This window comes from Streptosporangium sp. NBC_01469, from assembly GCF_036227305.1.
Classification (GTDB): domain Bacteria; phylum Actinomycetota; class Actinomycetes; order Streptosporangiales; family Streptosporangiaceae; genus Streptosporangium.
Genome location: NZ_CP109465.1, coordinates 9917165 through 9943669, shown reverse-complemented (window position 1 = coordinate 9943669; position 26505 = coordinate 9917165). Strand labels below are relative to the sequence as shown.

The window sequence follows — 26505 nt, the reverse complement described above, 5'->3', positions numbered from 1 at the left end:
GCCGAGTTCGCGCCGACGGCCCACGCGCCCACCTCCGGTGGTTTGCCGACCCGCGGGTCCGCCGAGTTCGCGCCGACGGCCCACGCGGGCATCCCGGTGGCGAGTCGGGGCGGAGATCTCCGAGGGGGTTTCGAGAATCATCGGCAAGCACCCCGAACCCGCGAAACAGCCTTTCCGAACCGTACGACCAGCACAACCAGCACCGGAGACCGAGGAATATCGATGGCCGTACGCAAGAAGCTCCACCCCGCATCTCCATGGGTCGAGGTCAGCACGTCGCGAAAGGACTGGGATTCGGCCGACCCCGAGGTCCTGAAACGGCTGTTTGAGCAGATCACGCTGATCCGCGTTTTCGAGGAGTACGTCCTCGGACTGGCATCCCAGGGATTGGTCCACGGGCCCGCCCATTCCAGCATCGGGCAGGAGGGCGGTGCGGTCGGCTCGATCTTGCCGCTGACGGGCGGCGACTTCATCAACGGCTCGCATCGCGGACACCATCAGTTCCTGGCCAAGGCGCTGGGGCACGTCGCGCCGTCCGGCATCGACCTCGCGGGGACGATGCCGGAGGCGGTTCGCACGGTACTCTCGCGCACCCTGGCCGAGATCGCCGGTCTCGCCCGCGGGTTCTGCCGCGGCCGTGGCGGATCCATGCACCTGCAGTGGAAGGAAGCGGGTGCGATGGGCACGAACGCCATCGTCGGTGGCGGTGTTCCCCAGGCCGCCGGTTTCGCCTGGGCGGCCCGGCAAGCCGGGACCGACGCGGTGTCGGTGACCTACTTCGGGGACGGTGCCGTGAACATCGGCTCGGTACTTGAGACGTTCAACCTCGCGGCCGCTTGGAAGCTGCCGGTGTGCTTCTTCATCGAGAACAACCGGTACGCCGTCTCCACCCACGTCGACGAGGCGACGGCGGAGCCGCGACTGTCCGCGCGTGGGGCCGGGTTCAACATCCCGAGCTGGCGCGTCGACGGCATGGATCCTCTCGCGGTGCACATCGCCATGCTTGAGGCCGTGGCGCACATGAGAGCGGGGAACGGGCCCACCATCGTCGAGGCGGAGGTATACCGCTACTTCCACCAGAACGGCCCTTTCCCCGGTAGTGCGTTCGGCTATCGGACCAAGGCCGAGGAGGCCGAGTGGAAGGCGCGTGACCCCCGTGATCTCGTCGCCGCGCAACTGGTCCGCAGGAACATCCTCACCACCGAGGAGATCGACGCGGCCACTACGGGGGCGAAGGCCGTCATGGACGCGATCGGCGACGAGTTGCTCGAGCCGGTTCCCGGTGGCAAGGTCGGCCAGCGCAGGATCAGGGCAGATGAATGGCCCGCCCCCGGCTTCGTCGACGTCGGTGTGCGCGGGGATCTCAGCGAGTTCGCCGGCGCGCGGATCGAGGACCGCGACACCTTCACCGGCAAGGTAGGGGAACGCAGGTTCATCGATGTCGTGGCCGACGTGATGGCGCGACGAATGGAGACCGACACATCCGTCGTCGTGCTGGGAGAGGACGTCCACCGCCTCAACGGGGGGACGAACGGCGCCACGAAGGGCCTCGCCGCCGCCTACCCGGATCGGGTGCTGGGCACCCCCATCAGCGAGAACGCCTTCGCCGGTCTTGGCGGCGGGATCGCCGTAGACGGCCGTTTCAAACCGGTGGTGGAATTCATGTACGCCGATTTCATGTGGGTCGCGGCCGATCAGCTGTTCAACCAGATCGCCAAGGCGCGGCACATGTTCGGCGGTGATGGATCCGTGCCGTTCGTGTTGCGCAGCAAGGTCGCCATGGGCACCGGATACGGGTCACAGCACTCCATGGACCCGGCAGGAATATTCGCCTCGGCGCCAGGCTGGCGCATTGTCGCTCCCTCGACGCCGTTCGACTACGTCGGACTCCTCAACAGCGCCCTACGGTGCGCGGATCCGGTCGTGGTCATCGAGCATGTCGACCTCTACACCTCTGTCGGCGAGGGTCCTGTCGACGACCTGGACTACTGCCTGCCGGTCGGCAGGGCCGCTGTACGGCGGGTGGGCGGCGACATCACCATCCTGTCCTACCTCGCCATGACCAGCCTTGTCCTCGCCGCGGTCGAGCAACTCGGATCGGTCGACGCCGAAGTCATCGACCTGCGCTGGCTGGACCGAGCGAGCATCGACTGGGACACGATCGGCGAGAGCATCCGTAAGACGAACAACGTCCTCATCGCGGAGCAGGGGGCGGCCGGTACCTCCTACGGCAGCTGGCTGGCCGACGAGATCCAGAGACGTTTCTTTGACTGGCTGGATCAGCCGGTGCAACGCGTGCACGGCGGTGAGGCCTCGCCAAGCATCAGCAAAGTCCTGGAGCGGGCGGCCATCGCGAAGACGGAAGAGGTCGTGGAAAAACTGTCGGAGATCACGAGCTACTGATTTCTTCGGACTTCGGATATCGACATCCCGAGGAGGGAAAACAAATGGCGGAACTGCTCCGCATGCCGGAGGTCGCGACCGCGGCGACGACCGCGACCGTCTCTTCCTGGCCATTCGACGAAGGGGCGGACTTCGAGAAGGACGACACGATCGCCATCGTCGAGACCGACAAGGCGGAGGTGGACCTGCCCGCCATCGTGGACGGGCGGATCATCAAGACTCTGGTACCGGCCGGGTCCGAGGTGGAGGTGGGAGACCCGATCGCGGTTCTCGGGGCACCGGGTGAAGAGGTGCCCGACATCGACGCGCTGCTCGCCGAAATGGGCGTCGGGTCCGCACCGCGAGCCGTTGTTTCCGCTCCGGTACGCCGTGAGGTACCGGAGCAGGACGTAGCGGGGCAGAAGAAGAGGTCAGCGGGCGGGTCCACCTCGGACACCCCGGTGGCCCCCGGCCCGGCGCGACCGGAACGGGTGTTCACCAGCCCGTTGGCCCGGCAGATGGCCAGGAAGGCGGGCATCGACGTCGACTCGTTGAACGGGACCGGACCGGGCGGCCGGATCGTGCGCCGCGACGTCGCCGCCGTCATCGCCGGCCAGACGACCGCGGTGCCGCGGCAGGCGCCTGTCCCCGCGGCGGCCACCGGCGGCACCGGCTATCGCGATGTCACTCATTCCCGGATGCGAGCCGCCATTGCCCGCCGGCTGGTGGCGAGCAAACAGGAGATACCGCACTTCTACCTGCGAGCGACCTGCCGCGTCGACGACCTGCTGGCTCTGCGGGATGAGATCAACGAGAACAGTGAGATCAAGATCTCTGTAAACGACCTGCTCATCAAGGCGATCGCGGCCGCGCACGTCCGAATTCCTCAGGCCAACGTCATATGGACCGACGAGGCGATACGACAGTTCGACGCCGTGGACGTCTCGGTGGCCATCGCGACCGAGACCGGCCTCGTCACTCCCGTCCTGCGCGGCGTCGACACCATGTCGCTGTCCACCATCGCGAAGGCCGTCCGGGGCCATGTCGAGCGCGCGAGATCCGGACGGCTCAATCAGAGCGACCTTGAGGGCGGCAGCATCACGATCACCAACCTCGGAATGTTCGGTGTCGAGGAGTTCAGCGCCATCATCAACCCGCCCCAGGCGGCGATTCTCGCGATCGGGCAAGCACGGACGGAGCCGGTGGTGGTCAACGGTCTCGTCGACGTGGCACAGGTTCTCAGGGTGGTCCTGTCCGTCGACCACCGCCCGATCGACGGTGCGCTGGCCGCACGGTGGATGCGTGTCTTCGTCGAACTGGTGGAGAACCCCATGGGGATTCTCATCTAAGTGGGTTCGGTCCCTTTGATCCCTGGAGTTACCCGTCACCGCCGGGTAAGGACAGGCCGCCACCTGTCGGGATGGGACAGGATTTTCCATCGCGAGACCGGTACTCGCCGACCGAATGATCAATAGCCGGATCGGGGCCGGCCCCGGCCCTGCCCGCTGTGCGAAACCGGTGGAACAGGACCGGCCCCGAGCCGCGGGTCACCCCCGGCAGCCGCGTCACCCGGGGCGGTCCGACCCCTCCGGAGACGTCCGCCGCCCGTGACCCCGGTGCCTCCGCCGCGCACCCCGGGCCGGACGGCACCCGCTTCTGCCTGAATACTTCACGCCCCAGGCTGTCACCCGGGCGGACAACGTCTACCGGCCACGTACTCCGGTAGACGGGGTGAACGTGATCCCCGCGTGGCTCAGCGTCTCCGAGGGTTGCCGTAGCGAGGGGACCTCGATCGCCTCAACGATCACACCGTATGTGTCCAGGGTGTCGAAGTAGGCGAATCCGCCGTCGCCACGGACGCCGTACCCGTAACCCTCCTGGATCGCGCCGATCCCGGCGTCGGCCATCGCGTCGACCGTGGCCTCGATCGAGGACACGTGCACCCCGACGTGGTGCGGACCAAAACCGTGTTCCTCGATCCACTCGTGGTAGATGCTGGGGCCGTCCAGAGGCTGGATCAGCTCGATTTGCGGCCCGGCGCCGGCGAGGGCGAGGCGCATGCTGAAACCACCGGGTTCTTCGCGATACCTCAGAACCGGGACCGACCGGGTGCTGTAGGTGAGCGCGTACCACTCGGTGAGCCCGAACATGCGGCTCCAGCGCGCGACGGCCACTTCGAGATCGGGTACGAGAAACGCGATCTGGGCGACTCGAAGGTCGTCGAGCGGTGGCGGGAGCCGACTTGATTCCATGGGGACTCCTTCTGGGGAAGCCAACGTCTTGAGGGGTGACGGGGCCGGTCCTGGCGCAAGTGGCACGTCCGACGTGCCGCGATGAATTCCCTGCCGGACTCCCGCGCGATCCGGCCGCCATGAACGCCATGAACAGGTCGCGGGGAGTGGGTGCCCTGGCGGGTACGCGCGTCCATCGGAATCCGTGACGGACACGCGTATCGATTCCCGGTGGGTGACCGGTCCCAGGCCGCAGCGGTGACGGTGGCGTCGGAACCAGGTCCCGTCCCCATCCCCGAGGCGACCTCGACCGTCACCGTGATCTCGTCCAAGGGGGAGGTTCAGACCGCACGGGTGGCGTCCACCGCCACATCCGACGTGCTCGTCCAGCTCTTCAGCTCGGGAAGCACCTTGTCGGCGAACAGGCGCATGCTGTTCAAGGCGACCTCGAAGTCGATTTCGCCGAAGTTCACCGACACCCCGAGCTCAAAGTCTCCGAGCAGTTCCCGCCGCTTGGCCAGCTGGTCAAGGATCCGTGAGGGGTCGCCCCAGAGATTCGCACTGAGATAACCCTCGAAGGCCGCCTCCTCCGACGTTCCGCGCATGGCCTCGGCCTGGCTCGCGTAGTGCGCGTACGAGCCCAGCGTCTCTTTAAAGTGATCGCTCAAGAGCTCGTAGTGGCTCAGAACGGACACGTAGTAGTTGCGCGCATGATTCCGGACAAGCTCCTCGCCACGCTTGTCGTTGCGGTGGCAGACCATCACGTCACCGGTCACGAGCGGAGGCGCGGCGGTGCCGTGGTGCGAGGCGAAGCTCTCGCGATAACGGTTGACCTCGTCGACCGCGGTCTCCCACGGCGCCGCCGCGAACTTCATCGCGCCGAGACCCAGCCGCGCGGCGACGTCGACCGACGCCGGAGATGTGCCGACCATGTACGAGCGGCCGACGAAGCTCTTGAACGGCCGCGGCCGGATCTCCACCCGGGGCTGGGGGTAGTGCGGGCCCTCACCTTCGATGAAGCCCGTATCCAGCGCACCCAGCACCATCGTCGCGGCCTCGTCGAAGCGGTCCCGGGACTCGGACATGCTCGTCCGGAACGCCGCGAACTCCTTGCGTGCGAGCCCTCGGCCGATTCCCAGAACCGCCCGGCCGTCGCTGAGGTAATCCAGCATCGTGATCTTCTCGGCCACCCGGACGGGGTCGTTCCACGGGAGGATGAACGCCGAGGGGAACAGCTCGATCCGGCTCGTCCGCGCTGCCACATAGCTAAGGAACTGGGCGTTGTCCGGACAGAACGCATAGTCATTGAAGTGATGTTCGACCGCCATGACCCGGTCGAATCCCATCGCCTCGGCGTCGAGCGCAAGCTTAAGTTCGTTCCGGTAGATCTGCGCGTCGTCTGTGGCGCTGTTACCGGTGAACATGCACAGCAAATTTACCCGCATGCAGGATTCCCTTCTCATCGACAGAGCGCGGACGCGAATCGCCCGTATCGCACGTAAATGAACCCTCGCAGCGGTGTCGGCGGAAAGTACCGGGAGGAATCCCCGACGCGGTACCCGATCGAGGTGACCGCGGGCCGCACCGCCGGCCCGGCGAGCCGCATGGCGGCAAGGGGCATGACCAGGTCCGCTCCGGCGGCGAGCGGCCGGCGCCGGTGATCGGGAGAGTGGAGATGCCGCGCGTCCACAGGGGCCGTAGTATCCAACGGCGGATAACCGGGGCTAGTGCCAGGATGTGACGTGAGCTTTGAAATCGGAGCCTGGCTCGGGACCGAACCGATCACCGCGCAGGAGGCCCTTCGCCGGTATCTCGCCTGGGGCGAGGGCGACGCCGTGCCCGGTGAGCCGCGCCCGGAGGTGGTGGCCTTCTACGAGGAGCTGACGGTGGTCTTCCCCGACCTCACCGCCGACAACTACGGTGCCTCGCCATGGTCCGAGCCGCTGACCGTGAGTGAGGACTTCGTGCTGATGAACGTGGTCTTCCCCCGTGCCGGAGAGGTGTGCCGCGTGGTGCTGGAAATGGCGCGGCGGCATCGGCTCGTGCTTTTCGAACCGTAGGTCTCCGCCTTCGCGGGCCGTTGTCCGTCCACCGGACAGGTCATTCGCGCCAAAGGCATCGCTGGTCACGGCTGCCAATCGCATACCGGTTCGAGTAACGGGTGGCGTCGCCGTTGCCGGAGGTCCGTCTTCCGGCGGACATCCGGGGGTGTCTCACCTTATGAATGGCGGAGAGTGATTCCGGCCGGGTCTGCCGACCGATAGCAGCATGTCCTCGTAAGAGGGATATGTCGGAAGTTACGGTGAGTATAACGGCGGAAGGAATGCGCCCTTCCCGGTGAGAAGAAAATAACTATCCGAACGTCTGTAATTCCCGCCAAAGCGTTTACTATGATGACACGCAGTCATCTGCTGGCCGGGCCTCCCGGAGACGGAGATCTCGCTGTGATCTTGGATAAGTCGTCGGTTCCGGTCGAGACGGTCAATTTTCATCTCTGGCAGCCCTGCAATATGAGCTGCGGGTTTTGTTTCGCCGCCTTCCGGGACGTCAGGCGGACGGTCCTTCCCGAGGGGCACCTTTCCCGTGCCGACGCCGAGAGTGTCGTGGTCAAGCTGGCGGAGGCGGGGTTCAGGAAGATCACCTTCGCGGGCGGCGAACCGCTGCTCTGTCCCTGGATCGCCGACCTGGTCCGGCTTGCCAGCGAGATGGGCCTGGCCACGTCGCTGGTCACCAACGGCAGCCTCCTCGACGACGGGGTCATCGACCGTCTCCGGGGGACACTCGACTGGGTCACCATCAGCATCGACAGCCTCAAACCCCCGGTGCTGCAGGTTCTCGGCCGCCGGACGGCGGGCAGGGTGATCGACGGGCATGGTTATCGTATGCTTTGCCACAATGTGAAAACGTCCGGATTTCGGCTCAAGGTGAATACGGTTGTGACCTCGGTGAACTGGCGAGAGGACATGTCCGAATTCATTATTGAGTCACGTCCGGAAAGATGGAAGATATTCCAGGTCCTGCCCGTCCAGGGGCAGAACTCCGCGAAGGTCGGCCCCCTTCTTGTCGCACCGGAGCAGTTCGAGGCGTTCGTCGCCAGAAATCTCCGCGTGGAGCTTCACGGCGTCCATGTCGTCCCCGAGAACAATGACGCGATGACCGGTAGTTACGCCATGGTCGACCCGGCGGGGCGCTTCTTCGACGCGGTCGATCCGCACGGCTATACCTACAGCGACTCCATTCTCCAGGTCGGGGTGGCCGCGGCCATTTCCCAGATCGTCATCAGCAGGGAGAAGTTCTTGGCTCGTGGCGGCCTTTACGGCGACGCCTTGTTCGACGCCGCCGACCCGGCCGGTGTGCGATGAGTACGCTTCCGGCGCGGCGGGAGGAACGCCACACCGGCGTTCCCAAGGCGGAGCGGCACACGTACGCGGAGCTGATGCTTCCGATCAAGGACGAGGACGGCGAGTGCTTCCTGGTCGAGCTGGACGAGCACGGTCACCCGGTCCTTCCCAAGGTGCGGCTTGAGAAGATCGCCGGCACCGACGAGCTTCCCGGCATCGTGAGCCGGGAGGTGAGGAATCAGCTCGACCTGGAGGTCGGCTACCTCGGGCTGCTCACGTTCGAGGGCATCTGGCCCTCGCTCTCGATGACCGTGGTGGCCTCGGTCCAGACCGCGCCCCCCGGCTCCCGGTTCAAGTCGTTGAACCTCTCCGAGGTCAAGGCCCGGAGCATGGGCCTGCGGCATCGGGAGCTTTTCGAGACCGCTCACCGGTGGTACGAGGCCGAACGTTCCGCGGTGGAGCTGATCCACGACGTGGGCCGTTCGTTCGACAGCGCGCTGAATCTGCTCTCGCACCGGCGTTCGACGGAAGGCGACCGTCAGGGGTGGGAACAGTACTTCCGCGCCAACTCCATCGGAACCCTTTCCACGGCCGATGGGATCCTGGCCGCCCTGCACGCCGGAGCCGGTTACGAACTGATCGAAAAGCCTCTTGAGGCGCTGCGCGGACTGCAGACCCCGGCGGGAGGCTGGGGAATCAGGCGCTCGCTCGTCGGGACGAGCGACATCCCGATCACGGAGTGCACCTGCGCCTGCCTGTGGGCCTTCCACAAGGCGGGACTGCGGCCGGAGAACGAGCCCGCGGTGCGCGAGGGCATCGTCTGGTTGGAGCGGACCCAGCGGCCCGACGGCGGCTGGTCGTCGTCGGACGCCGACGTGGGGTCCCTCGTCTTCCCGACGGCGTCGGCCGTGCGCGTGCTCGCCCTGTTCAAACGGTCGGAGATCGTCGACCAGGGCATCGCGTGGCTACGGGGGGCGCAGCGCAACGACGGCGGGTGGGGCGCCGTCGCCGAGAACGTCACCTCGTCGCCCGCCTTCACCGCCGCGGCCGTTCTCGCGCTGTCGAGCGCCGGGGTGGCCGCCGACGACGACGCGGTCAAGGAGGGATGCGCCTATCTCATCAGGACGTTCAGCTCCGAACGCCCCGATCCGTGGGAGGCGACGTCGTCCAACTCGCTGGTCGACACCGAGAACCACGCGCGAATGGTGTTCCGCCACTTCGCCACGCCCTGGGCGCTCGCCGCCCTGTGCGTGGCGGGTCACGATCTCAGCCATCCGGTCGTGCTGGCCGCCACCCGGCAGCTGCTCCGCCTGCAGAAGCAACCCGCCGGTACGTGGCCCTGTGGTCATCCGGACCCCGACCCTCCGACCGTCTGGGCCGTTCACGACGCCGTCCACGCCCTGCGGGCCGTGATCGATTCCAGCACGCGCAACCCGGCGCCGCTCATCCGTGACCGGTACGTCGCCGCCGAGCGGCGGACCATGACGGAACTGGCCGTTTCATTGCTTGGTCAGGACCTGAGCGGGGGCGAGTCATCGGGTGGCCCGCCCAGGCAGCATCGAAACTGGATCTCCACGCTGTGGCTGTCGCTGCTGACGGTGGCGGTGGCGCTCATCGGGCTGGAGCAGCTGGGAATTCTGGAGAAACTGCAGTCGAGCTCAGGGCTCAGCCAAGTCGGCGCGGCACTGGCGGCCTTCGTGGTCACCTCGGTGGGCGCCCTGGCGCCGACCATCGCCGCCGAGGAATACCGGATCAGACGAAGTCAGTCCAAAAACCGGCAATTGGAGAAGGAATGAACATTGCCCAGAAAATCCCTGTCACCGGCGATGCCAGATCCGATCTAGCCTGTAAGGCCGCGCTCGCCGCCGCGAACGTCATCAACGATCAATTCGGTCATAGACTCATAAATGCATACAAAGGGCAACATGACGTTCAGCTGAGTGCGGACATCGCGGCACAGAAGATCATCGTCGACATGCTGCGCTCGGCGTACCCCGATCACGGGATCGTCGCGGAGGAGGGCGAGCTGGGCCGCTGGGGCGGCCGCCGTTTCCTGTGGGCGGTGGATCCGCTCGACGGCACCAACAACTTCGGCTACGGGGTCGCGCACTGCGCGCTGGCGATCACCCTGTTCGAGGCGGAGTCCGTGGTGCTCGCGCTGGTCTACGACCCGATCGTCGGGCGCTGGTTCTTCAAGGTCAGGAACGGTGAGGGGGCACCCCGGCCTGTCTCCCGGCACACCCCGCTGTCCCGCGCGACCCTGTCGCTGGTGACCGGCTACGCGGAGCCCGGCAGGGAGTGGGGCGGTGAGTTCGCGCAGTGGATGGCCCCCCGCTGCAAGCGGATGGTCAACCTGTGGGCGCCGGCACTCGACCTCGCGCTGGTCTCCTCCGGCAGCCTCGACGCCATGGTCTGCAGGGACGCCGCGTTCCTGGACGTGTGTGGTGGGATGTTCCTGGTACGGGAGGCGGGAGGCCAGGTGCTCGACCTCAACGGCAACCCGTTACAGGTGCGGCGGTCCATGCACGAGCGGCCGGTCTCCTTCGTCGCCGCGCACAGCGAGGCCCTCGCCCATGAGCTTCTCGCCACCATCGACGCGTTCGAGCGGAGGCGTCCATCCGTCGCCGACTGCTCCCTGTACGTGACCGGTCAGGAGGCCCTGATCCACGGATAGGAACCCACACCGGGCACCCCGGCTTCCCGCCCTTTTTCGTACGCCCTCACCTGACGAGTTCTCGGCGTTCCGTTCCGAGCCATTCCCGCCCGGCGATGACGGCCTGGTCGATCACCCTGCGGATGAAGTCGTCGACGATGACCGGAGGGTGCTCAAGGTCGTCCATCCGGACCCAGAGATGGTCGATGTTGGAGCCGTCGAGCAGGCGCACGGTCGCGTCGTCGGTGGTGACCAGATAGTTGAACTGCCTCCACCGGTGGTCGCTGCCCTTGTAGGAGCTGGCGAACCGGCTTTCGCCGATCATCCCGTGCAGCCGCCCCTGGATACCGGTCTCCTCGTACAACTCGCGGAGCACCGCCGTCTCCAGCTTCTCGCCGTGCTCGACCTTTCCCGCCGGCAGTGTCCAGTTGCCCGGAAGGAACTTCTCGGACAAGCTCCGGCGCAGGAACAGGAGCCTGTCCTCGTGGAAGGTCACCGCGCACACCACCGCCCGGTCGTGCTGTGCCTCCGAGGAAAAAGACAGCTGGTTCAACGCTTCGTCACGCCCGCTCCCGATCGCACCATGTCCGCTCGCTGCCCGGCATACCGGACTTCAAACTGTGCGTGGTGAAAAGCTACCATCGGTGCTGAGCTGCGTTTTCTCCTGACTTCTTGTCGAGGGTTTCAGCAACGGTCGGAGCTCTTCCGCGGCGGAGCGCCCGGACGGGATCGGCCCCCGCTGTCCATCACACCCGAACCGTTCGTGCGGCTCCGGACGGCTCGCCGGGGTCAGCGGCTGACCGCGTCGACCGTGTCGATCGCGTTGGCCGGGCGCAGGAGGTCGAGGTCGGCGCGGCGGGGCAGGCTCTCCCAGTCGCCGTCGGCGGTGACGGCGAAGGCGCCGGCGGCGCAGGCCGTGGCGAGGCGCCGCTCGGAGGTCGCCCCCGCGAGGGTCTCGGCGATCCAGCCCGCGGCGAAGGCGTCCCCGGCGCCCACCGGGTCGAGCTCGACGACCCGGTACGGCTCCGCGTGCCGTACGGCGCCGTCGGAGAGCTCGATCGCGCCGAGGGCGCCGCGCTTGATGAGGACGTGGCGCGGGCCGAGGGCCGACAGGGCTCCGGCCAGGGTGAGCGGGTCGTCGCCCTGGACGACCAGCCGGGCCTCGGCCTCGGTCGCGAACAGGACGTCCACCGAGGCGACGGTCTCCCGCAGCGCGGCGGACGCCTCGGCGGGCGTCCACAGGGCGCGGCGGTAGTTGATGTCCATCGAGACGGTCACGCCCGCGGCGCGGGCCTCGGCGATCGCGACCCGCACCGCCTCGGCGGCGGACGCCGACAGCGCGAGCGTGATGCCCGTGACGTGCAGCACGCGTGCCGAGCGGATCAGCGAGACGTCCAGGTCGGAGGGGCGCAGCCGGGATCCGGCGCTCGCCGAGCGGTAGTAGCGCACGTCGACCATCTCGGCCGTGCGCCTGCTCTTGATCATCAGACCGGTGGGCGCCTCGGGGTCGACCCGCATCCCCCGCACGTCGACGCCCTCACCGGCCAGCGTCGAGCGCAGCAGCTCCCCGAACTCGTCGGCGCCCACCCTGCCGATCCAGGCCGCGCGCCCGCCGAGGCGGGAGACGCCGATGGCCACGTTCGACTCCGCACCGCCCACGCCGAGCCCGAAGTCGCGGGCGTGCCTGAGCGGGCCGGTGCGCCGCGCGGTGAACAGCGCCATGCTCTCACCGAGCGTTACCAGATCAGTCATGGAGAACGGTTCCTTTGGGAGTCAGGGAGGGCGGGGCGTGCCTGGTTTCGCCGGGTGTCGTGACGGGCTCGCGGAGCCGCCGGATGTGCCCGGCCTCTTCGGTCATCGGGTCGACCCGAGCTTCCTGGAGATGCGCAGGGCCGTCTCGGCCACCAGGGGGCCCAGGTCTCGTACCCGCGTGGCGGTGATCCGGGAGGTGAGGCCGGAGATGGAGATCGCCGAGGTGGCGACGTCGTTGTGGTTGAAGATCGGCGCCGCGACGCAGCGCACCTCGGGCTCGTTCTCCCGGTCGTCGACCGAGTAGCCCCGCTGCCGGATCCGGCCCAGCTCGGCGCGCAGGCGCGCGGCGTCGGTGATGGTGTACCGGGTGACGTGCGGCATCCCGGCGGCCACGATCTCCTCGACGGCCTCCTCCGGCTGCCAGGCGAGGATCGCCTTGCCCACGGCGGTGCGGTAGACGGGGGTGCGGCTGCCGATGCGCGAGGCCATGCGCACGTTGGTCTCGTTCTCGACCTTGTCGATGTAGACCACGTCGGGCGGGTCGTAGACCACGAGGTGGACGGTCTCCCTGGCCTCTGTCATCAGCCGGTGCGACTCCTCGGCGGCCACCGTCCGCAGGTCGAGTGTGGCCAGGTAGGCCTGCCCGAGGTGGAGGGCGCCGCTGCCCAGCCGGTAGGCGCCGCTCCTGCGGTCGCGCTCCAGGAGCCTGGCCTCGATGAGCGGGGCGGCCAGCCGGAGCACCGTGCTCTTGGACAGGCCGAGCGCCTCGGCGAGCCGGGTGAGCGACAGGCCGTGGCCCGCGCCCGCGTGGTCGCGTACGTGCGCGAGGACGGCGAGGGCACGCCGGAGCGAGGCCGACTGGTTGCGTTCCGGAGCGGGCTCACTCATCGCGGCTTCCCATTGTGATCCGGCAATCGAATACCTGGTCAAGGTAGGCGAGTACACCGCCCTACGGCCACTTTGCAGCACAACGTTCTGCACTGCACAACAAATCGGCGCCCTACTTCCCGTGGCGGGCGAGGCTTCCTAAGGTCTGCCGCCAACGGGAGGAGACGCTTTTGAAGATCCTGAACGTGGCCGTGGCGGGTGTGGCCCTGCTGGCCCTCGCCGCGTGCGCGCCGTCCACCGCCCCGGCCACGGGTGGTGGCGACGAGAAGTCCGGGACCCTGAGGGTCTGGCTCTTCGACGAGCCCAACCGCGCTCCCAAGGAGAAGGTCGTGGGGGAGGCGATCAAGGAGTTCACCGCGGCCAACGCGGGGGTGAAGGTCGAGGTCACCTACATCCCGACGACACCCGCGAGACACGAGAGATTCAAGGGCGCCTTCAACGACCCGGCCAGCGCTCCCGACGTCGCCGAGTACGGCAACACCGACCTGGCCGAGTACGCCGCCGCGGGCGGTTTCGCCGACCTGAGCGCCGACTTCGCGAGCTGGCCGGACGCCAAGGACGTCGGCACCGACCTGCTCGGGTCCGCGACCGTGGACGGCAAGGTCTACGGCCTGCCGTGGTACATCGGCATCCGGGCCCTCTACTACCGCACCGACGTCTTCGAGGAACTCGACCTCAAGCCGCCCACGACGGTCAAGGCCCTGACCGAGGCCGCTCGCGCGATCCGCAAGGAGAAGCCCGACCTGTACGGCGTCGCCGTCGGCGGCGAGTACACCTTCGGCGCGCTCCCCTTCGTCTGGGACGCCGGGGGTGACGTCGAGAGCCTCGACAGCGCGGCCTCCCGCAAGGGAGTGAAGGCCTACACCGACCTGCTCGCCGACGACAACTGCCCGCCGCAGGCGTGCGCGAGCCTCACCGGTGGCAAGACCGTCGAGCTGTTCGCCAGTGGCAAGGCCGCGATGGGCATCCTGGGCAACTTCAGCAGGTCCGCGGTGGACGCGGGGGCCGCCGCGGGCAAGTACGCCGTCGTACCGCTGCCGGGCACCGAGGAGGGCTCGATCGCCCCGGCCTTCTCCGGCGGCAACAACCTCGGCGTCATGAAGAACAGCGGGCACCGCTCGCTGGCGTTCAAGTTCCTGCAGCTGCTGGGCGGCAAGGCGTACCAGACCAAGATGTACGAGGCCATGGGCAACCTGCCCACGCTGACCTCCGCGCGGGACGAGATCGCGGCCTCGGACCCCTTCATCAAGCCGTTCCTGGAGACCGTCGCGGCGGGCACCCGCTTCGTGCCGATCGACCCGGCCTGGGTGAAGATCGACAACCAGAAGGTCATCCCGACCATGCTGCAGAAGATCGCCACCGGGCAGTCCACCGTCGAGCAGGCGACCGAGGAGGCCGCCACGGCGGTGAAGGCGGCGTTCGGCCGGTCATGAGCAGTGCCACCACGGTCCCGGTCGTGACCGGCGCCGCCATGGTTCTGGCTATGACCGGCGCCGCCACGGTCCCGGTCATGACCGAGACCGCCATGGTTATGGTCATGACGGGCGCCGCCACGGTCCCGGCGGGCCCGGAAACATGATCACCAACGTGGTGATCCCGCCGGGCCCGGAGACGCGGTCATGACCACCACCGCTACCGCCGGCACGGCGGCGGGCCCCGAGGCCGGGGCCCGCCGGGCGGCGCCGCGCCCGGGGCGCGGGCTCAGGCCGTGGCTCTATCTGCTGCCCTCCGCGGCCGTGCTGCTGCCGCTCTTCGGCTACCCGATCTACATGCTCGGCCTGCTGTCGGTGTTCGACTACCGCCAGGCCCAGGTCAGCGGGGGAGAGCCGACGAGGTTCATCGGCTTCGAGAACTACGCGACGCTCCTGGGCGACCAGCGCTTCTGGTCGGTGCTGGCGCAGACCGTGGTGTTCGCCGCGGCCCTGGTGGTCGCGACCCTGGCCGTCGGCGCGACCCTGGCCGTCGTGCTCACCAGGGCGGGCCGGGTGCCCCGGCTGCTGCTGTCGCTGGCGGCGATGGCCGCCTGGGCCGCGCCCGCCATGACCGGCTCGACGGTCTGGATGTTCCTCTTCGACGCCGACCTGGGCCTGGTCAACCAGGTCCTCGGCATCGAGGGCTACAACTGGTTCTACGACAAATGGGTGACCTTCGGGATCGTCGGCGCCACGGTGGTCTGGCACTCCTTCCCGTTCGTCATGGTGACCCTCTACGCCGGGATCCAGGCCGTCCCGGTCTCCGTCCTGGAGGCGGCCTCCCTGGACGGCGCCTCCGCGTGGAGCTCGTTCTGGCGGATCATCGTGCCGATGCTGCGGCCGCTGATCACGATCGTGGTCATCCAGTCGATCATCTGGGACTTCAAGATCTTCACGCAGATCTACGTGATGACCAACGGCGGCGGGATAGCGGGGCAGAACTCGGTGCTCAACGTCTACGCGTACCAGACGGCGTTCGGCTCCTCGGAGTACGGGCTCGGCGCGGCGATCGGCGTCGTGATGACCCTGATCCTGCTCGCGGTCACCCTCTTCTACATCCGCGCCCTCTACCGTACGGGGGAGAGGTTGTGAGCAGATCCCGCCTGGCCGCCAACGTCGTGGCGCTGGTCGCCGCGTTCGTCACCCTCTTCCCGATCTACTGGATGGTGCTCTCGGCGCTCAAGCCCACCGGGGAGATCCAGTCGCTGGAGGTGCGCCCGTGGACCCTGGCGCCGACCCTCGGCCATTTCCAGCGGGTGCTCGGCGGCGAGAACTTCGGCCGCTACCTCCTCAACAGCCTGGGCGTCGCCCTGACGGTCGTCGTCCTGTCCGCGCTGGTGGCCTTCCTCGCCGCGGTCGCGGTGACCCGGTTCCACTTCCGGTTCCGTACGACCGTGCTGATCATGTTCCTGGCGGCGCAGATGGTGCCGGTGGAGGCGCTCACCATCCCGCTGTTCTTCCTCGTCCGCGACCTCGGCGCGGTGGTTCCCGGGGTGGGGCTCAACACCCTGGGCTCGCTCGTCTTGGTTCATCTGGCGTTCTCGCTGCCGTTCGCCATCTGGATGATGAGGGGGTTCGTGGCCGCGGTGCCCGAGACGCTGGAGGAGGCCGCGATGATCGACGGTGCGAGCCGGCCGGTGATCCTGTGGCGGATCATCTTCCCCCTCGTCGCGTCGGGACTGGTCGCCACGAGCGTCTTCTCGTTCATCACCGCCTGGAACGACTTCATCTTCGCCAGGACCTTCATCATCTCGGCCAGGGACAACCAGACGCTGCCCGCGGCCCTGCTGGTCTTCTTCAAGCCCGACGAGAACGACTGGGGCGGCATCATGGCGGCCTCGACGCTGATGACCGTTCCCGTGCTGATCTTCTTCGTGGCCGTCCAGCGCAGGCTGGTCGCCGGCCTGGGCGGGGCGGTGAAGGACTGACACCCGCCCGGCTCCGTTCCTCCCTGTACCGATAATTTTTGCCTGGACCAGGGCAGAACTGTCCCTCGGGATGGTTGACAGGCCAAAATTGGTCCGTGGTCAGGATCGGATCGGTAGAGATGAGCGATTGCGAGCGTGGGCAACTTCCGCCAGTTCTGGGTCAGCTGTTCGCCGACGGAGCCGATGGAGCCGACGGGAGCGAGGGGGCCGGCGGAGGTGAGGGCCGGAGGCTCTCGGTGGAGCTGCCACCGGGGGACGTGGTCTGGCCCGACCCCGGTTACGCTCAGCTCGCGGTCCGTCGCCGTCCGGCGTTCTGGCTCAGCGAGGTGGCGGTCTCCGGCGAGTACTGGGCCCGGTTGAGGGCCCAGCACGGGCAGTCGGGCCTGTGGCCGGTCCTGCTGGAGGACTCCGTCCAGCCCTGGTCGGCCGGCCAGATCGCCCCGGACACCGCGAGCCAGATCGACAACTACCACGCCGCCGCGTTCATGGCCGAGGTGTGGTCCGACTGGATCGCCAAGGCCAATCTCGACCAGCTCGAACTGCTCGACCCCTTCGGGCCCGAGTGTCCCGGCCCGGCCCCGTCGGGAAGGCTCGCCGCCGATCCCGGCGTGGTCGCCGACTGGTACGCCGGGCTGGTGGCCGAGCGCAGGACCCCGCTCGGGCTCGTCGCGGTCGAGCGCGGGGCCGACGCGCTCGCCGTCATGGGCTGGCAGGGCGCCCTGAACCACAACGAGTGGATGGTCCCGCTCGCGGCCGTCGTGCGGAGCTGGGAGGACAGGTTCGGGGTGCGGGTGGTCGGCATGGGCTTCAACACCCTCGACCTCAGCGTCGCCGCGCCCCCGACGACCTCCGAGCACGCCTTGCACGTCGCCGCCGAGCACTGGACGTTCTGCCCCGACAGCATCATCCAGGGGGCGGGGAGCCTCATCGACTACGCCGAGCAGATCAAGGGCAGGAACGCCTGGTCGTTCTGGTGGGACTGACCGGCCCGGGTTGACCCGCGGGGTGCGGACTCCCTCGCGTGGGTCTCCGGGCATGGGTGCCCCGGGGTGGATTCCACGATCGGGGCGACATTCGTGCTGGTAGGGCGGGTGTTGGCCTGGCGGGGTGATCGATGAGGCTTTCTTGAAGCTTGCAGGTAGATCTTCTGGGGTTTTCATGGCGTTTGCTTTGCTTTGTCCGTTTTGGGAGGTAGTGTCCACTGTTATCGGTTGGCGACCTGCCCTTCACAAGAGGGAGCGGCCGGCCGACGTCGAATCCCGAGGGCCCACTGGGCTCCGGAGCCGGGGAACCAGTTTTCCGGGGTGAATCCGCCGCGAGCGCGCAGCGGTAGGGCAACTCCACCGCCCGAACCCGTCAGCTAACCCGGTAGACGAGATGGAGAGGAGATCCCCTCATGGATCACCGCGTCACCACGTCGGTGCACCCCCTGTCCGCGCCGACCACCTGAACTTTCACCCCCACCCCCGTCCCCCCGACCTCGCCGCCGCGTCTGATCGCGGCATCTTCAGGACCGTGCTCCGCGTAGCGATTGGTTGATCCGGCTACGCCCCCTTTTCCGACGAGCGCGTCCCCGCCGGTGCACCCCTTCGGTGTTCGCACCTGGCCGCCCCGTTCCCTCGCGAAAGAGCCACTTCTCCATGCACCCCTTCTTTGGTCTGCACAAGAAAAGCCTGAGCAAGTACCTCCCGCGTAACAACGCCCCCCTCAAGCGCGGCTTCGCCGCCGCCACCCTCGTCGGTGCGAGCGTCCTCGCCTCCGTCGGCGTCGCCTCGGCGCTTCCGGCCCACGCCTTGGCGGCCCCCACCCGCCTCGCCGCCGACCCCGCGGTCGGTGCGCCGGCCGGTGCCGAGGCCGTCCTCCTCCAGGGTGCGACCACGGCCTCCTACTTCTGGGACGACTCCTCCGGCCGGGCCGGTGACACCGGACTGCCCGCCAGTGGCAGGCCGATGCAGAAGGGCATGATCGCCAGCCCGAGCTGGCCCCTGCTCACCGAGGGCTACATCCTCTACAAGGGCAAGAAGGCCAGGTTCTTCGTCGGCGACCGCGGCCCGGGTAACCCCTCGAACCAGGGCATCATGGTCGACATCGACGCCAAGACCTTCGCCGACCTGACCGGCGGCACGTTCAACGCCGGCACGCTCGGCGTGGACGGCAACGGTGGCATGGGCCACATCGACATCCAGTACGTGGTCACCAAGTGGGGCGACGGCACGGGGATCAAGAACCACCCCGTGGCGTTCTCCACCGGTGCCTGGGGCCGCAAGGACACCAGCCCGGCCAGGCCGCCGGCGACCGTCTTCGCCATGGCGAGGCAACTGGGGATAGGCCTGAAGACCCAGCTGGTGAGCGCCGAGGCGCGGCCGTGGATCGGCAAGCCCAAGGTCATGGTCGAGCCCGTCTCCGCGCACGTCCCGACCGGCACGGCCGCCGGGCCCGGCGTCGGGAAGAACTGACCCCGCTCGCGCGAGAACCGGGCCGATGCCGACCCCGTTCACGCGAGCGGGCGGATGCCGACCCCGTTCACGCGAGCGGGCCGATCCGGAAGGACCGGCTCGCGCGGGGGCCGTCCGAGAAACGACCGATCCGCTCACGCGCGCTCGCGAAGGCCGGGGCGGGGCCTGACGGGGGGCCGCGGCCCGCTCGCGCGGGGGCGATCCTGGGACACCGGTGGGGACCACCCCGCCGGTGTCGCGTTTCCCCCCGAATGGCATTCTGTCCCGCACAACCAGTACGGACGGTAGGAGTGCCATGACTCTGCGAGCCCCGGCGAACGGCATCGAGATCGCCTACGAGACCTTCGGCTCTCCGGAGGCTCGCCCCCTCCTGCTGATCACGGGCCTCGGCTGCCAGATGATCCAGTGGGACGACAGGTTCTGCGAGCTGCTCGCGGACCGCGGCTACCACGCGGTGCGCTTCGACAACCGCGACAGCGGCGAGAGCACCCACCTCGCCGAGGCGGGGACGCCCGCCCTGGACGGGAGCGGGGAGGTCCCCTACCTGCTGGACGACATGGCCGACGACGCCGCCGGGCTGCTCGACGCGCTCGGCTGGGACACGGCCCACGTGGTCGGCCTCTCGATGGGCGGGATGATCGCGCAGTCACTCGCGATCCGCCACCCGCACCGGATGCGCAGTCTCACCTCGATCATGTCCACGCCGAGCCCGCAGGCCGCCCTGCTGACCGACCCGGACGTGCTCATGCCGGCCTTCACGCCCGACCGCGAGAGCGCGATCCGGCGGGCCCTCGACAACTGCGCCGTCGTCGGCTCGCCCGGCTACCCGTTCGACCGGGAGTGGAACGCCGAGATCGCCGGGCTGGGCTACGACCGGTCGTACGACCCGGCGGGCACGGCCAGGCAGGTGGCCGCGATCATGGCCTCCGGTGACCGTGCGCCCCGGCTCAAGGAGCTCGCGATTCCGGCTCTCGTGCTGCACGGGGAGGACGACCCGCTCGTCCCGCTGCCCGCCGGAATCGCCACGGCCGACGCGATCCCCGGCGCCCGGCTGATCACCTTCCCCGGCATGGGCCACGACCTGCCCGCCGAGCTCTGGCCCTCCTTCGTCGACGCGATCGACGAACTCACCACCTTCGCGGACTCGGGACGGTGACCTCCGGCACGCCCGTCACCGGCTTTCTCCGTACGGTGTCCGGCACGTTCGTCACCGTCTCGTCAGGGCGGTGGGCTCAGGTACGCCCCCACCGCTCCGCACGGTGGGCTCCGGTACGCCCGTCACCGGTCTCCTCGGGTGGGCCCCGGTGCGGTCCGCGCCTCCCGGGGCGCGGGCCGCACCGGAGGATCAGACTTCGAGCTTCTCCTCGATGCCGCGCAGGGTGTGCCGCGCGAGCGCGAGGTTGGCCCGGTTCCGGTCGAGAGCCAGGTAGAGGAAGAGCCCTTTGCCGCTCCGGCCCGAGATCGGGCGGATCACGTGGTACTGCGTGCCGAGCGTGATGAGGATGTCCTCGATGCCGTCCTTGAGGCCGAGCGACTCCATGGTCCGCATCTTGGCCTTGACGACCTCGGTGTTACCCGCGGCCGCGATCTGGAGGTCGAGGTCCTTGGACCCGCCGAGCGCGCCCAGCGCCATCCCGCTGTTGTAGTCGACGACGACCGCGCCGATGGCACCGTCGATCGTCATCATCTCCTTGAGCGAGATGTCCATGTTGCCCATTACTGTCTCCGATCACTGGGATATCGATGTGCGCGAGCTGACGGCGGCCAGCCTGGCCGCCGTCTTGCGGCCCTCCAGCCGGAGCAGCCCGAGGTTGGTCCCCGGGCGCGCCAGGACTGTGAGAACGATCTTGGGTCCGGCGGCGTAGAACGCCGCGTAGCCGTTGGTGCCGGAGATCAGCGTCTCCTCGAAGGTGCCCTTGCCGGCCATGCTCGTCATCCGGCGGCTCAGGGCCAGCACCGCGGAGGACAGCGCGCCGGTCTGCTCGGTGTCGCTCTCCAGGTCGCTCGCTATCGTCAGACCGTCGACGCTGCACGCGATGCTCCCGTTCACGTCGGGTACGCGTTCTCGCAGCACCGCCATCTCGCGGCGTATCTCCTCACGCAGTTCCACCGGCATCCTCCTTCCGATCAGCTTCAGCGTCCGCAGCCTTATCGGCATGTGACCGGGCTCAAGTCATTGCCTCCAATGCGTTCCTGAGCCGGATGAGCAGGTTGACGTCGGCCGGGTCCCCGTTCGCCCTGGGGAGCCACTCCGACGTCTCCGGAGAGCCCGTCCCGGCCGCCGGGATCTCCGTGGCCCCCCTCGTCCGCCTGGGCAGCGGGTCCGGCGCGGCGGGGGCCTCGGGAGCGTCGGCCGGACCGTGCTCCGGGAGACGGAGCAGCCCGGACGAGGCGAGCTGTCGTACGGCGAGCAGCACCGAGTACGCGGGACGGCCCAGCTTGCGCGCCAGGTCGGCCGGGGTCGCCGTGGAGTCGGCGCCGACCAGCACCTCCCACTGGAGCGCGCTCAGCACCACCCGCTGGGCGCTGATGCGCCCCAGCGGAACGACCGGGAGCGTGTCCAGCTCCGCGGACGGCCAGGTCTGTTCCAACTGTGCCTTCCTCCGCTCGCACTCCCGGAGCAGGCCGGTCGCGTCGAAGTACCACTGCGGTCCGAGCCAGTGCCGCTCTCCCCGCCGGAACCTGGGCCGGTGCCCGGTGGCCTGCAGCAGGAAGTACGCGGCGTCGAGCACCGTGCTCAGCACGCAGAACTCCAGCTCGCCCCTGGTGAGCAGGCCCTGGGCGATCAGCCGCTCGCCACCCGTCGGCTGTGGGGTCCCCGGGTCCGGCCGCCGGCGGGTGGCGGCCTGCCTGGTCCGCCGTACGGCGTGGGCGGATATCCCGCGGCAGGCGCCCAGAAGATCCTCCAGCCGGGGGGCGGACGCGCTCTCGGCGTAGGTCACGCGGCCGTCGGTGAGGTAGATGACCCCCGCCCTGCCGAGCCGCAGGGAGCCGGTGGCGTGGTCGCCGGCGAGCCCGCTGAGGATGTTCTCGACGCTCGGCATGATTTCACGTTGATATCAGACGGCCGGAAAGGGCCTGGAGACGGTGGCGGGCCAGCGCCAGGTTCGAGCGTTCGAGATCGAGCCTGACGTAAATGACCAGTGGGCCGTCGAAAAGCGTTTCCAGCGGCCTCAGTAAATGGTGTCCGCCGTCCGTGGTTATGATCATGTCGTTGATCCGGACCGTACCGCCGGGCGAGGTGGCGGCGAGCCCGTCGAGCGTCGCGCGCAGGGTCTCGCTCAGCCCCGCGGCCGACCTCTCCACGTCGGCGTGGCGGCTCGCGCCACCGGTGGCCACGGCGGTTCCGCTGGTCTGATCGATGAGGATCGCGTCCAGGGCGCCGGGGATGGACATCACCTCGGTGAGGCAGTCTTCGATTCCGAGCACGTACTCTCCCTCGCCGGCGACTTCGAGCGTCGCCCGGTCAGCGTAGGGAAATTCCCCGGAGACCACCGTCCCTGGCTAGGGATTTGATAGGAGAAGACATAGGATTCACCATCCGGGTGGGAAGTTATCCATCCCGAGTGGAAATCAACCGGTTAGGTCATCGGTGATGAGTGCCTTTTCGTCCGGCTTGAAAATAAGAATGTTCTTCACGTAGGAATTCACCGCGGCGGGCAGGCCGACGTCGTTCCCGGCCTCCTCCGACATGTACCAGCGGTGGTCGAGCACCTCGTGGAAGAACTGGGCGGGCTCCAGCTTGCCGCGCATCTCCGGGGGCACGGCCTGCACCGTGGGCTGGAAGACCTCGGCCAGCCAGCGGTGGGCCACGATCGCCTCGTCCTCGTGGCGGAGGCCGTGCGACACGCGGAAGGAGTCGAGGTCGTTGAGGAGCCGCCTGGCCTGGTTCTCCTCCACGTCCAGGCCGGTCAGCCGCAGCAGCCTGCGCTGGTGGTGCCCGGCGTCCACGACCTTGGGCCGGACGATGAGCCGCCCGGTGCCCGCCTTGCGGCGGACCATCATCTCGGCGACGTCGAACCCCAGGGAGTTCAGCCGGCGGATCCGCTGGTCGATCATGTGCCAGTCGACCTCGTCGATGATGTCGTCGGAGGTGAGTTCGCTCCAGAGCCGGTGGTAGCGCCGGCAGACCGAGTCGGCGACCTGCTCGGGGTCGATGGAGGCGTGCAGCAGCCCGCCCGCCTCCAGGTCGAGCATCTCGCCGAAGATGTTGGTGTGTGCCACCTCGATGTCGTACAGCCGCTGGCCCTCGCTGATCATGGGGTGCAGCTCGCCGGTCTCGGCGTCGACGAGGTAGGCGGCGAAGGAGCCCGCGTCCCGGCGGAACAGGACGTTCGACAGCGAGCAGTCGCCCCAGTAGAAGCCGCTGAGGTGCAGCCGTACGAGCAGCACGGCCAGGGCGTCGAGCAGCCGGTTGAGCGTCTCGGGCCGGACCGTCCCCGACATGACCGCGCGGTAGGGCAGGGAGAACTGCAGGTGCTGGGTGATGAGCGCCGAGTCGAGCGGCTCGCCGTCCGCGCCGGTCCGCCCGGTGACCACGGCCACCGGCTCGACGGACGGGGTGTCCATCCGGCTCAGGTCCCACAGCAGGCGATACTCGCGCTTGGCGTAGTACTCGCTGATCTCCTTGATCGCGTACACCTTGCCCGACAGGCGGGCGAAGCGCACCACGTGCCGGGAGATGCCGCGGGGCAGGGAGACCAGGCGGTGCTCGGGCCACTGCTCCAGCGGGACGTCCCAGGGCAGGCGGATGAGGTCCGGATCGCTCGGCGTGCCGGTGAGCTGGAGGGGCATGGGGTCAAGTCCTCGCGACGGGGAGTCCGGTGGTGTGCCGGACGGGCGGATGGTCGCGCCGCGGCCGGTTCCCGCGGCGAGGCGGTCGGGGGTGGGAAAGGTCAGGGCGGGTGGACGTTCGCGGGGTCGGTTCTCACGGCGAGGCGGTGCCGGAGATCATCGGTGATCGGGGGTCAGTCCTCGCGATGGGGGAAGGCGGGCGGGTCGAGGGCGCGCCGGACCACCGCGGCGAGCTGCTCCTCGGTGAGCACCCGGGGCTCGCCGACGCTCCTGGCCCGGACGTAGACCTCGCAGAGCCACTCCAGCAGCCGGGTCGCCTCGAAGGCCCCGTCCAGGTCGTCGCCGATCGTGACCCCGCCGTGGTTGGCCAGCAGCGCGGCACGCCTGTCCTTGAGCGCGGCCCTGACGGAGGCGGCGAGCTCGGGGGTGCCGTAGGTGGCGTACTCGGCGACCCTGACGGTCCCGCCGAGCAGCAGGACGTTGTAGTGGATCGGCGGCAGCTCGCTCATCGTCGTGGCGACCACGGTGCCGAAGACGGAGTGGGTGTGCACGACGGCGCCGGCGCCGGTGGTCGTATAGACCGCCAGGTGCATGGGGGTCTCCGACGAGGGTCGCAGGTCGCCCTCGACGAGGTGTCCCTCGATGTCGACGACCGGGCAGGCCTCCGGCTCCAGCCGGTCCAGGGCGACGCCGCCGGGCGTCACGGCGACCAGATCGCCCGCGCGCACGCTGAGATTTCCCGCGGTCCCGACGACCAGTCCGGTCGTGGCGGCCCGGTGGCCGTACTCACACAGCAGGCGGCGCTGCTCGGCCAGCAACATGTCCTCAAAAGTAGGGGGTTGCGGTACCGGGCGGCAAACCCTCATTATCTGGTCTAGACCGGTTGTTGCTCATTGATGGCCGGCGAGCATGGTTCCTTTACCTCTTTGTGGACCGTCAGTCAATGGTTTGCAGGGAAATATCGGCTACTATGTGCCGTTCTGTCATTGGATTGCACTTCCCTGGCGTTTGGTTTCTACCAGATATGTCGCGAGGACATCACGGCTCGGTCTAGACCGGATACGGGCTCTTGACGGTGGACTCCGGGGGTACGTACCTTCGGGCAAACGTTTAGGAAACTTTCCTAATTGATCCCCCGTTCAGGAGGGTTACATGTCCAAATCGGCTGGTACGCCCGGAGATATCACTCGGCGGCAGATGCTCCGCCGGATCGGCATGACCGCTCTGATCGCCGGCCCCGGCGCCGGGCTGCTCACCGCCTGCGCCACCGGTGGCACGACCCCCGCGGCCCCGGCCTCCGCGGCCCCCTCCGCGAGCGGCGCGGTCTCCGCGGCGAACCCGTTCGGCGTCGCCGCCGACGCGCCGCTCGAGGTCGTCATCTTCAAGGGTGGTCTGGGCGACAGCTACGCGACCGAGGTCCACGAGCCGCTGTACAAGAAGGCGTTCCCGCAGGCCCAGGTCAAGCACGTCGCCACCCAGAAGATCGCGCAGACCCTGCAGCCGAGGTTCATCGGCGGCGACGTCCCCGACATGATCGCCAACTCCGGCACCGACCTGATGGACAACGGAGCCCTGCAGCAGGAGGGTCAGCTCCTGGAGCTCACCGAGCTGTGGGACGCCCCCTCGATCGACGACCCGAGTAAGAAGGTGCGCGACATGGTCGCGCCGGGCACCGTCGAGTCCGGCCTCATCGACGGCAAGCCCTACCTGATGAACTACGTCTTCTCCGCGTACGGCCTCTGGTACGACTCCGCGCTGTTCGAGAAGAACGGCTGGACCCCGCCGAAGACCTTCGACGAGTTCAAGGCCTTCGCCGAGAAGGCCAAGGCGGCCGGCGTCACCCCGTTCGCGTACGCGGGCAAGAACGCCGCCTACTACGCGTACTGGATGATCCTCATCTCCGCCGCGAAGATCGAGGGCAACCAGATCCTGATCGACGTCGACAACCTCGTCGACGGTGTCTGGCAGCGCGACTCCATGAAGCAGTCGGCCGCGGCCTGGGCCGAGATCGCCAAGTACATGGACAAGTCCTTCGAGGACAAGGAGCACACCCAGGTGCAGCTCCAGCAGAACCAGGGCAAGGTCGCCCTGTACCCCTCCGGCTCCTGGTTGGAGAACGAGCAGAAGGCCCAGACCCCGGAGACCTTCAAGTACGCGCTGACGCCCACCCCCAGCGTCACCGCGGCTGACAAGATGCCGTTCGAGGCCATCCGCGCCGCCGCCGGCGAGGCCTACATCGTCCCCGCCAAGGGCAAGAACCCCAAGGGCGGCCTGGAGTACCTGCGCATCATGCTCTCCAAGGAGGGCGCGCGCGGCTTCACCGAGAAGTCGGGCAACATCACCGTCGTGACCGGTGCCGCCGACGGCCTGGAGTTGACGCCCGGCAACGCGAGCCTCAGCGCCGCGCAGACCGCCGCCGGCCAGAACATCGTCACCTTCAGCAACTTCGAGAACTGGTACAAGGAGTTCGAGACCGAGCTGCGCAGGCAGACCAACGCGCTCCTGTTCGGCCGCATCTCCGCCGACGAGTTCTGCGAGAAGGTGCAGAAGGCGGCCGACAAGACCAAGGCCGACTCCTCCATCACCAAGCAGAACCGGACGGTGTAGT

25 protein-coding genes and 1 riboswitch are annotated in these 26505 nt (G+C 68.3%); of the genes, 14 read left to right on the top strand and 11 right to left on the bottom strand.

The features are described from left to right. Positions 1-222: 222 nt before the first annotated feature. Both OG587_RS43405 and OG587_RS43400 read left to right on the top strand, forming a co-directional pair. Positions 223-2403 (top strand): alpha-ketoacid dehydrogenase subunit alpha/beta, encoded by a 2181-nt coding sequence (locus tag OG587_RS43405; RefSeq protein WP_329084691.1) that lies wholly within the window; start codon positions 223-225, stop codon positions 2401-2403. A gap of 44 nt (positions 2404-2447) precedes the next feature. Continuing rightward, the gene (locus tag OG587_RS43400) at positions 2448-3731 is read left to right on the top strand and encodes a dihydrolipoamide acetyltransferase family protein (protein WP_329084690.1); all 1284 of its coding nucleotides are present in this window, start codon (positions 2448-2450) and stop codon (positions 3729-3731) included. Between the two features lie 354 nt (positions 3732-4085). Here OG587_RS43400 and OG587_RS43395 read toward each other — a convergent pair whose 3' ends face one another. Both OG587_RS43395 and OG587_RS43390 read right to left on the bottom strand, forming a co-directional pair. Next, complete coding sequence (locus OG587_RS43395; RefSeq protein WP_329084689.1) at positions 4086-4634, bottom strand: VOC family protein; 549 nt, start codon at positions 4632-4634, stop codon at positions 4086-4088. Positions 4635-4954: 320 nt separating this feature from the next. Continuing rightward, on the bottom strand, positions 4955-6058 hold the full coding sequence (locus tag OG587_RS43390; protein WP_329084688.1) for an LLM class flavin-dependent oxidoreductase: 1104 nt from the start codon (positions 6056-6058) through the stop codon (positions 4955-4957). Between the two features lie 297 nt (positions 6059-6355). On the opposite strand from OG587_RS43390, the gene OG587_RS43385 reads away from it, so the two are divergent. The 4 genes from OG587_RS43385 to OG587_RS43370 all read left to right on the top strand — a co-directional run bounded on the left by OG587_RS43385 (position 6356) and on the right by OG587_RS43370 (position 10628). Continuing rightward, positions 6356-6673, top strand: coding sequence for a hypothetical protein (locus OG587_RS43385; protein WP_329084687.1), 318 nt, complete (start codon positions 6356-6358; stop codon positions 6671-6673). 384 nt (positions 6674-7057) lie between these two features. Then, positions 7058-7975 carry a viperin family antiviral radical SAM protein gene (locus OG587_RS43380; protein ID WP_329084686.1) on the top strand — a complete coding sequence of 306 codons (918 nt, stop codon included), beginning with the start codon at positions 7058-7060 and terminating at the stop codon, positions 7973-7975. Continuing rightward, positions 7972-9750, top strand: a complete 1779-nt coding sequence (locus OG587_RS43375) for a prenyltransferase/squalene oxidase repeat-containing protein (protein ID WP_329084685.1) — start codon at positions 7972-7974, stop codon at positions 9748-9750. Before OG587_RS43380 ends, OG587_RS43375 begins: the two co-directional genes overlap by 4 nt. Next, positions 9747-10628, top strand: a complete 882-nt coding sequence (locus OG587_RS43370; protein ID WP_329084684.1) for an inositol monophosphatase family protein — start codon at positions 9747-9749, stop codon at positions 10626-10628. The genes OG587_RS43375 and OG587_RS43370 overlap by 4 nt, the downstream gene beginning before the upstream one ends. Positions 10629-10674: 46 nt before the next feature. Here OG587_RS43370 and OG587_RS43365 read toward each other — a convergent pair whose 3' ends face one another. From OG587_RS43365 to OG587_RS43355, 3 genes are all read right to left on the bottom strand, one after another. Beyond that, positions 10675-11160 (bottom strand): NUDIX hydrolase, encoded by a 486-nt coding sequence (locus OG587_RS43365; protein WP_329084683.1) that lies wholly within the window; start codon positions 11158-11160, stop codon positions 10675-10677. A gap of 236 nt (positions 11161-11396) precedes the next feature. Beyond that, complete coding sequence (locus tag OG587_RS43360) at positions 11397-12359, bottom strand: sugar kinase (protein ID WP_329084682.1); 963 nt, start codon at positions 12357-12359, stop codon at positions 11397-11399. A gap of 102 nt (positions 12360-12461) precedes the next feature. Next, positions 12462-13247, bottom strand: coding sequence for an IclR family transcriptional regulator (locus tag OG587_RS43355; protein ID WP_329084681.1), 786 nt, complete (start codon positions 13245-13247; stop codon positions 12462-12464). A gap of 170 nt (positions 13248-13417) precedes the next feature. Between OG587_RS43355 and OG587_RS43350 the strand changes: the two genes are divergently transcribed. From OG587_RS43350 to OG587_RS43320, 7 genes are all read left to right on the top strand, one after another. Further along, positions 13418-14680 (top strand): extracellular solute-binding protein, encoded by a 1263-nt coding sequence (locus tag OG587_RS43350; protein ID WP_329084680.1) that lies wholly within the window; start codon positions 13418-13420, stop codon positions 14678-14680. Beyond that, positions 14677-14826: a hypothetical protein gene (locus OG587_RS43345; protein WP_329084679.1), complete on the top strand. Its 150-nt coding sequence runs from the start codon at positions 14677-14679 to the stop codon at positions 14824-14826. The genes OG587_RS43350 and OG587_RS43345 overlap by 4 nt, the downstream gene beginning before the upstream one ends. A 40-nt stretch (positions 14827-14866) precedes the next feature. Continuing rightward, on the top strand, positions 14867-15811 hold the full coding sequence (locus OG587_RS43340; RefSeq protein WP_329084678.1) for a carbohydrate ABC transporter permease: 945 nt from the start codon (positions 14867-14869) through the stop codon (positions 15809-15811). Next, a complete protein-coding gene (locus OG587_RS43335; RefSeq protein WP_329084677.1) occupies positions 15808-16647 on the top strand; it encodes a carbohydrate ABC transporter permease in 840 nt (279 codons plus the stop codon). The genes OG587_RS43340 and OG587_RS43335 overlap by 4 nt, the downstream gene beginning before the upstream one ends. Positions 16648-16883: 236 nt before the next feature. Further along, the gene (locus OG587_RS43330) at positions 16884-17630 is read left to right on the top strand and encodes a DUF4253 domain-containing protein (RefSeq protein WP_329084676.1); all 747 of its coding nucleotides are present in this window, start codon (positions 16884-16886) and stop codon (positions 17628-17630) included. Positions 17631-17890: 260 nt separating this feature from the next. Beyond that, positions 17891-18037: riboswitch (cyclic di-AMP (ydaO/yuaA leader) on the top strand. 250 nt (positions 18038-18287) lie between these two features. Continuing rightward, a complete protein-coding gene (locus OG587_RS43325; RefSeq protein ID WP_329084675.1) occupies positions 18288-19103 on the top strand; it encodes a hypothetical protein in 816 nt (271 codons plus the stop codon). Positions 19104-19398: 295 nt separating this feature from the next. Next, a complete protein-coding gene (locus OG587_RS43320) occupies positions 19399-20259 on the top strand; it encodes an alpha/beta fold hydrolase (protein WP_329084674.1) in 861 nt (286 codons plus the stop codon). 189 nt (positions 20260-20448) lie between these two features. Here the strand turns inward: OG587_RS43320 and OG587_RS43315 are convergent, their stop codons facing one another. From OG587_RS43315 to OG587_RS43290, 6 genes are all read right to left on the bottom strand, one after another. Continuing rightward, the gene (locus OG587_RS43315) at positions 20449-20820 is read right to left on the bottom strand and encodes a hypothetical protein (protein ID WP_329084673.1); all 372 of its coding nucleotides are present in this window, start codon (positions 20818-20820) and stop codon (positions 20449-20451) included. Positions 20821-20832: 12 nt separating this feature from the next. Continuing rightward, a complete protein-coding gene (locus OG587_RS43310; protein WP_329084672.1) occupies positions 20833-21219 on the bottom strand; it encodes a roadblock/LC7 domain-containing protein in 387 nt (128 codons plus the stop codon). A gap of 52 nt (positions 21220-21271) precedes the next feature. Further along, entirely contained in the window at positions 21272-22147 is an 876-nt protein-coding gene (locus OG587_RS43305) for a hypothetical protein (RefSeq protein WP_329084671.1), read from the bottom strand. Positions 22148-22151: 4 nt separating this feature from the next. Then, positions 22152-22532, bottom strand: a complete 381-nt coding sequence (locus OG587_RS43300) for a roadblock/LC7 domain-containing protein (RefSeq protein WP_329084670.1) — start codon at positions 22530-22532, stop codon at positions 22152-22154. A 144-nt stretch (positions 22533-22676) separates the two neighbouring features. Then, a complete protein-coding gene (locus OG587_RS43295) occupies positions 22677-23897 on the bottom strand; it encodes a DUF4032 domain-containing protein (protein ID WP_329084669.1) in 1221 nt (406 codons plus the stop codon). A 173-nt stretch (positions 23898-24070) separates the two neighbouring features. After that, entirely contained in the window at positions 24071-24718 is a 648-nt protein-coding gene (locus OG587_RS43290) for a class II aldolase/adducin family protein (RefSeq protein WP_329084668.1), read from the bottom strand. A 331-nt stretch (positions 24719-25049) separates the two neighbouring features. On the opposite strand from OG587_RS43290, the gene ngcE reads away from it, so the two are divergent. Then, positions 25050-26504: an N-acetylglucosamine/diacetylchitobiose ABC transporter substrate-binding protein gene (gene ngcE, locus OG587_RS43285; protein ID WP_329084667.1), complete on the top strand. Its 1455-nt coding sequence runs from the start codon at positions 25050-25052 to the stop codon at positions 26502-26504. Position 26505 lies beyond the last annotated feature (1 nt).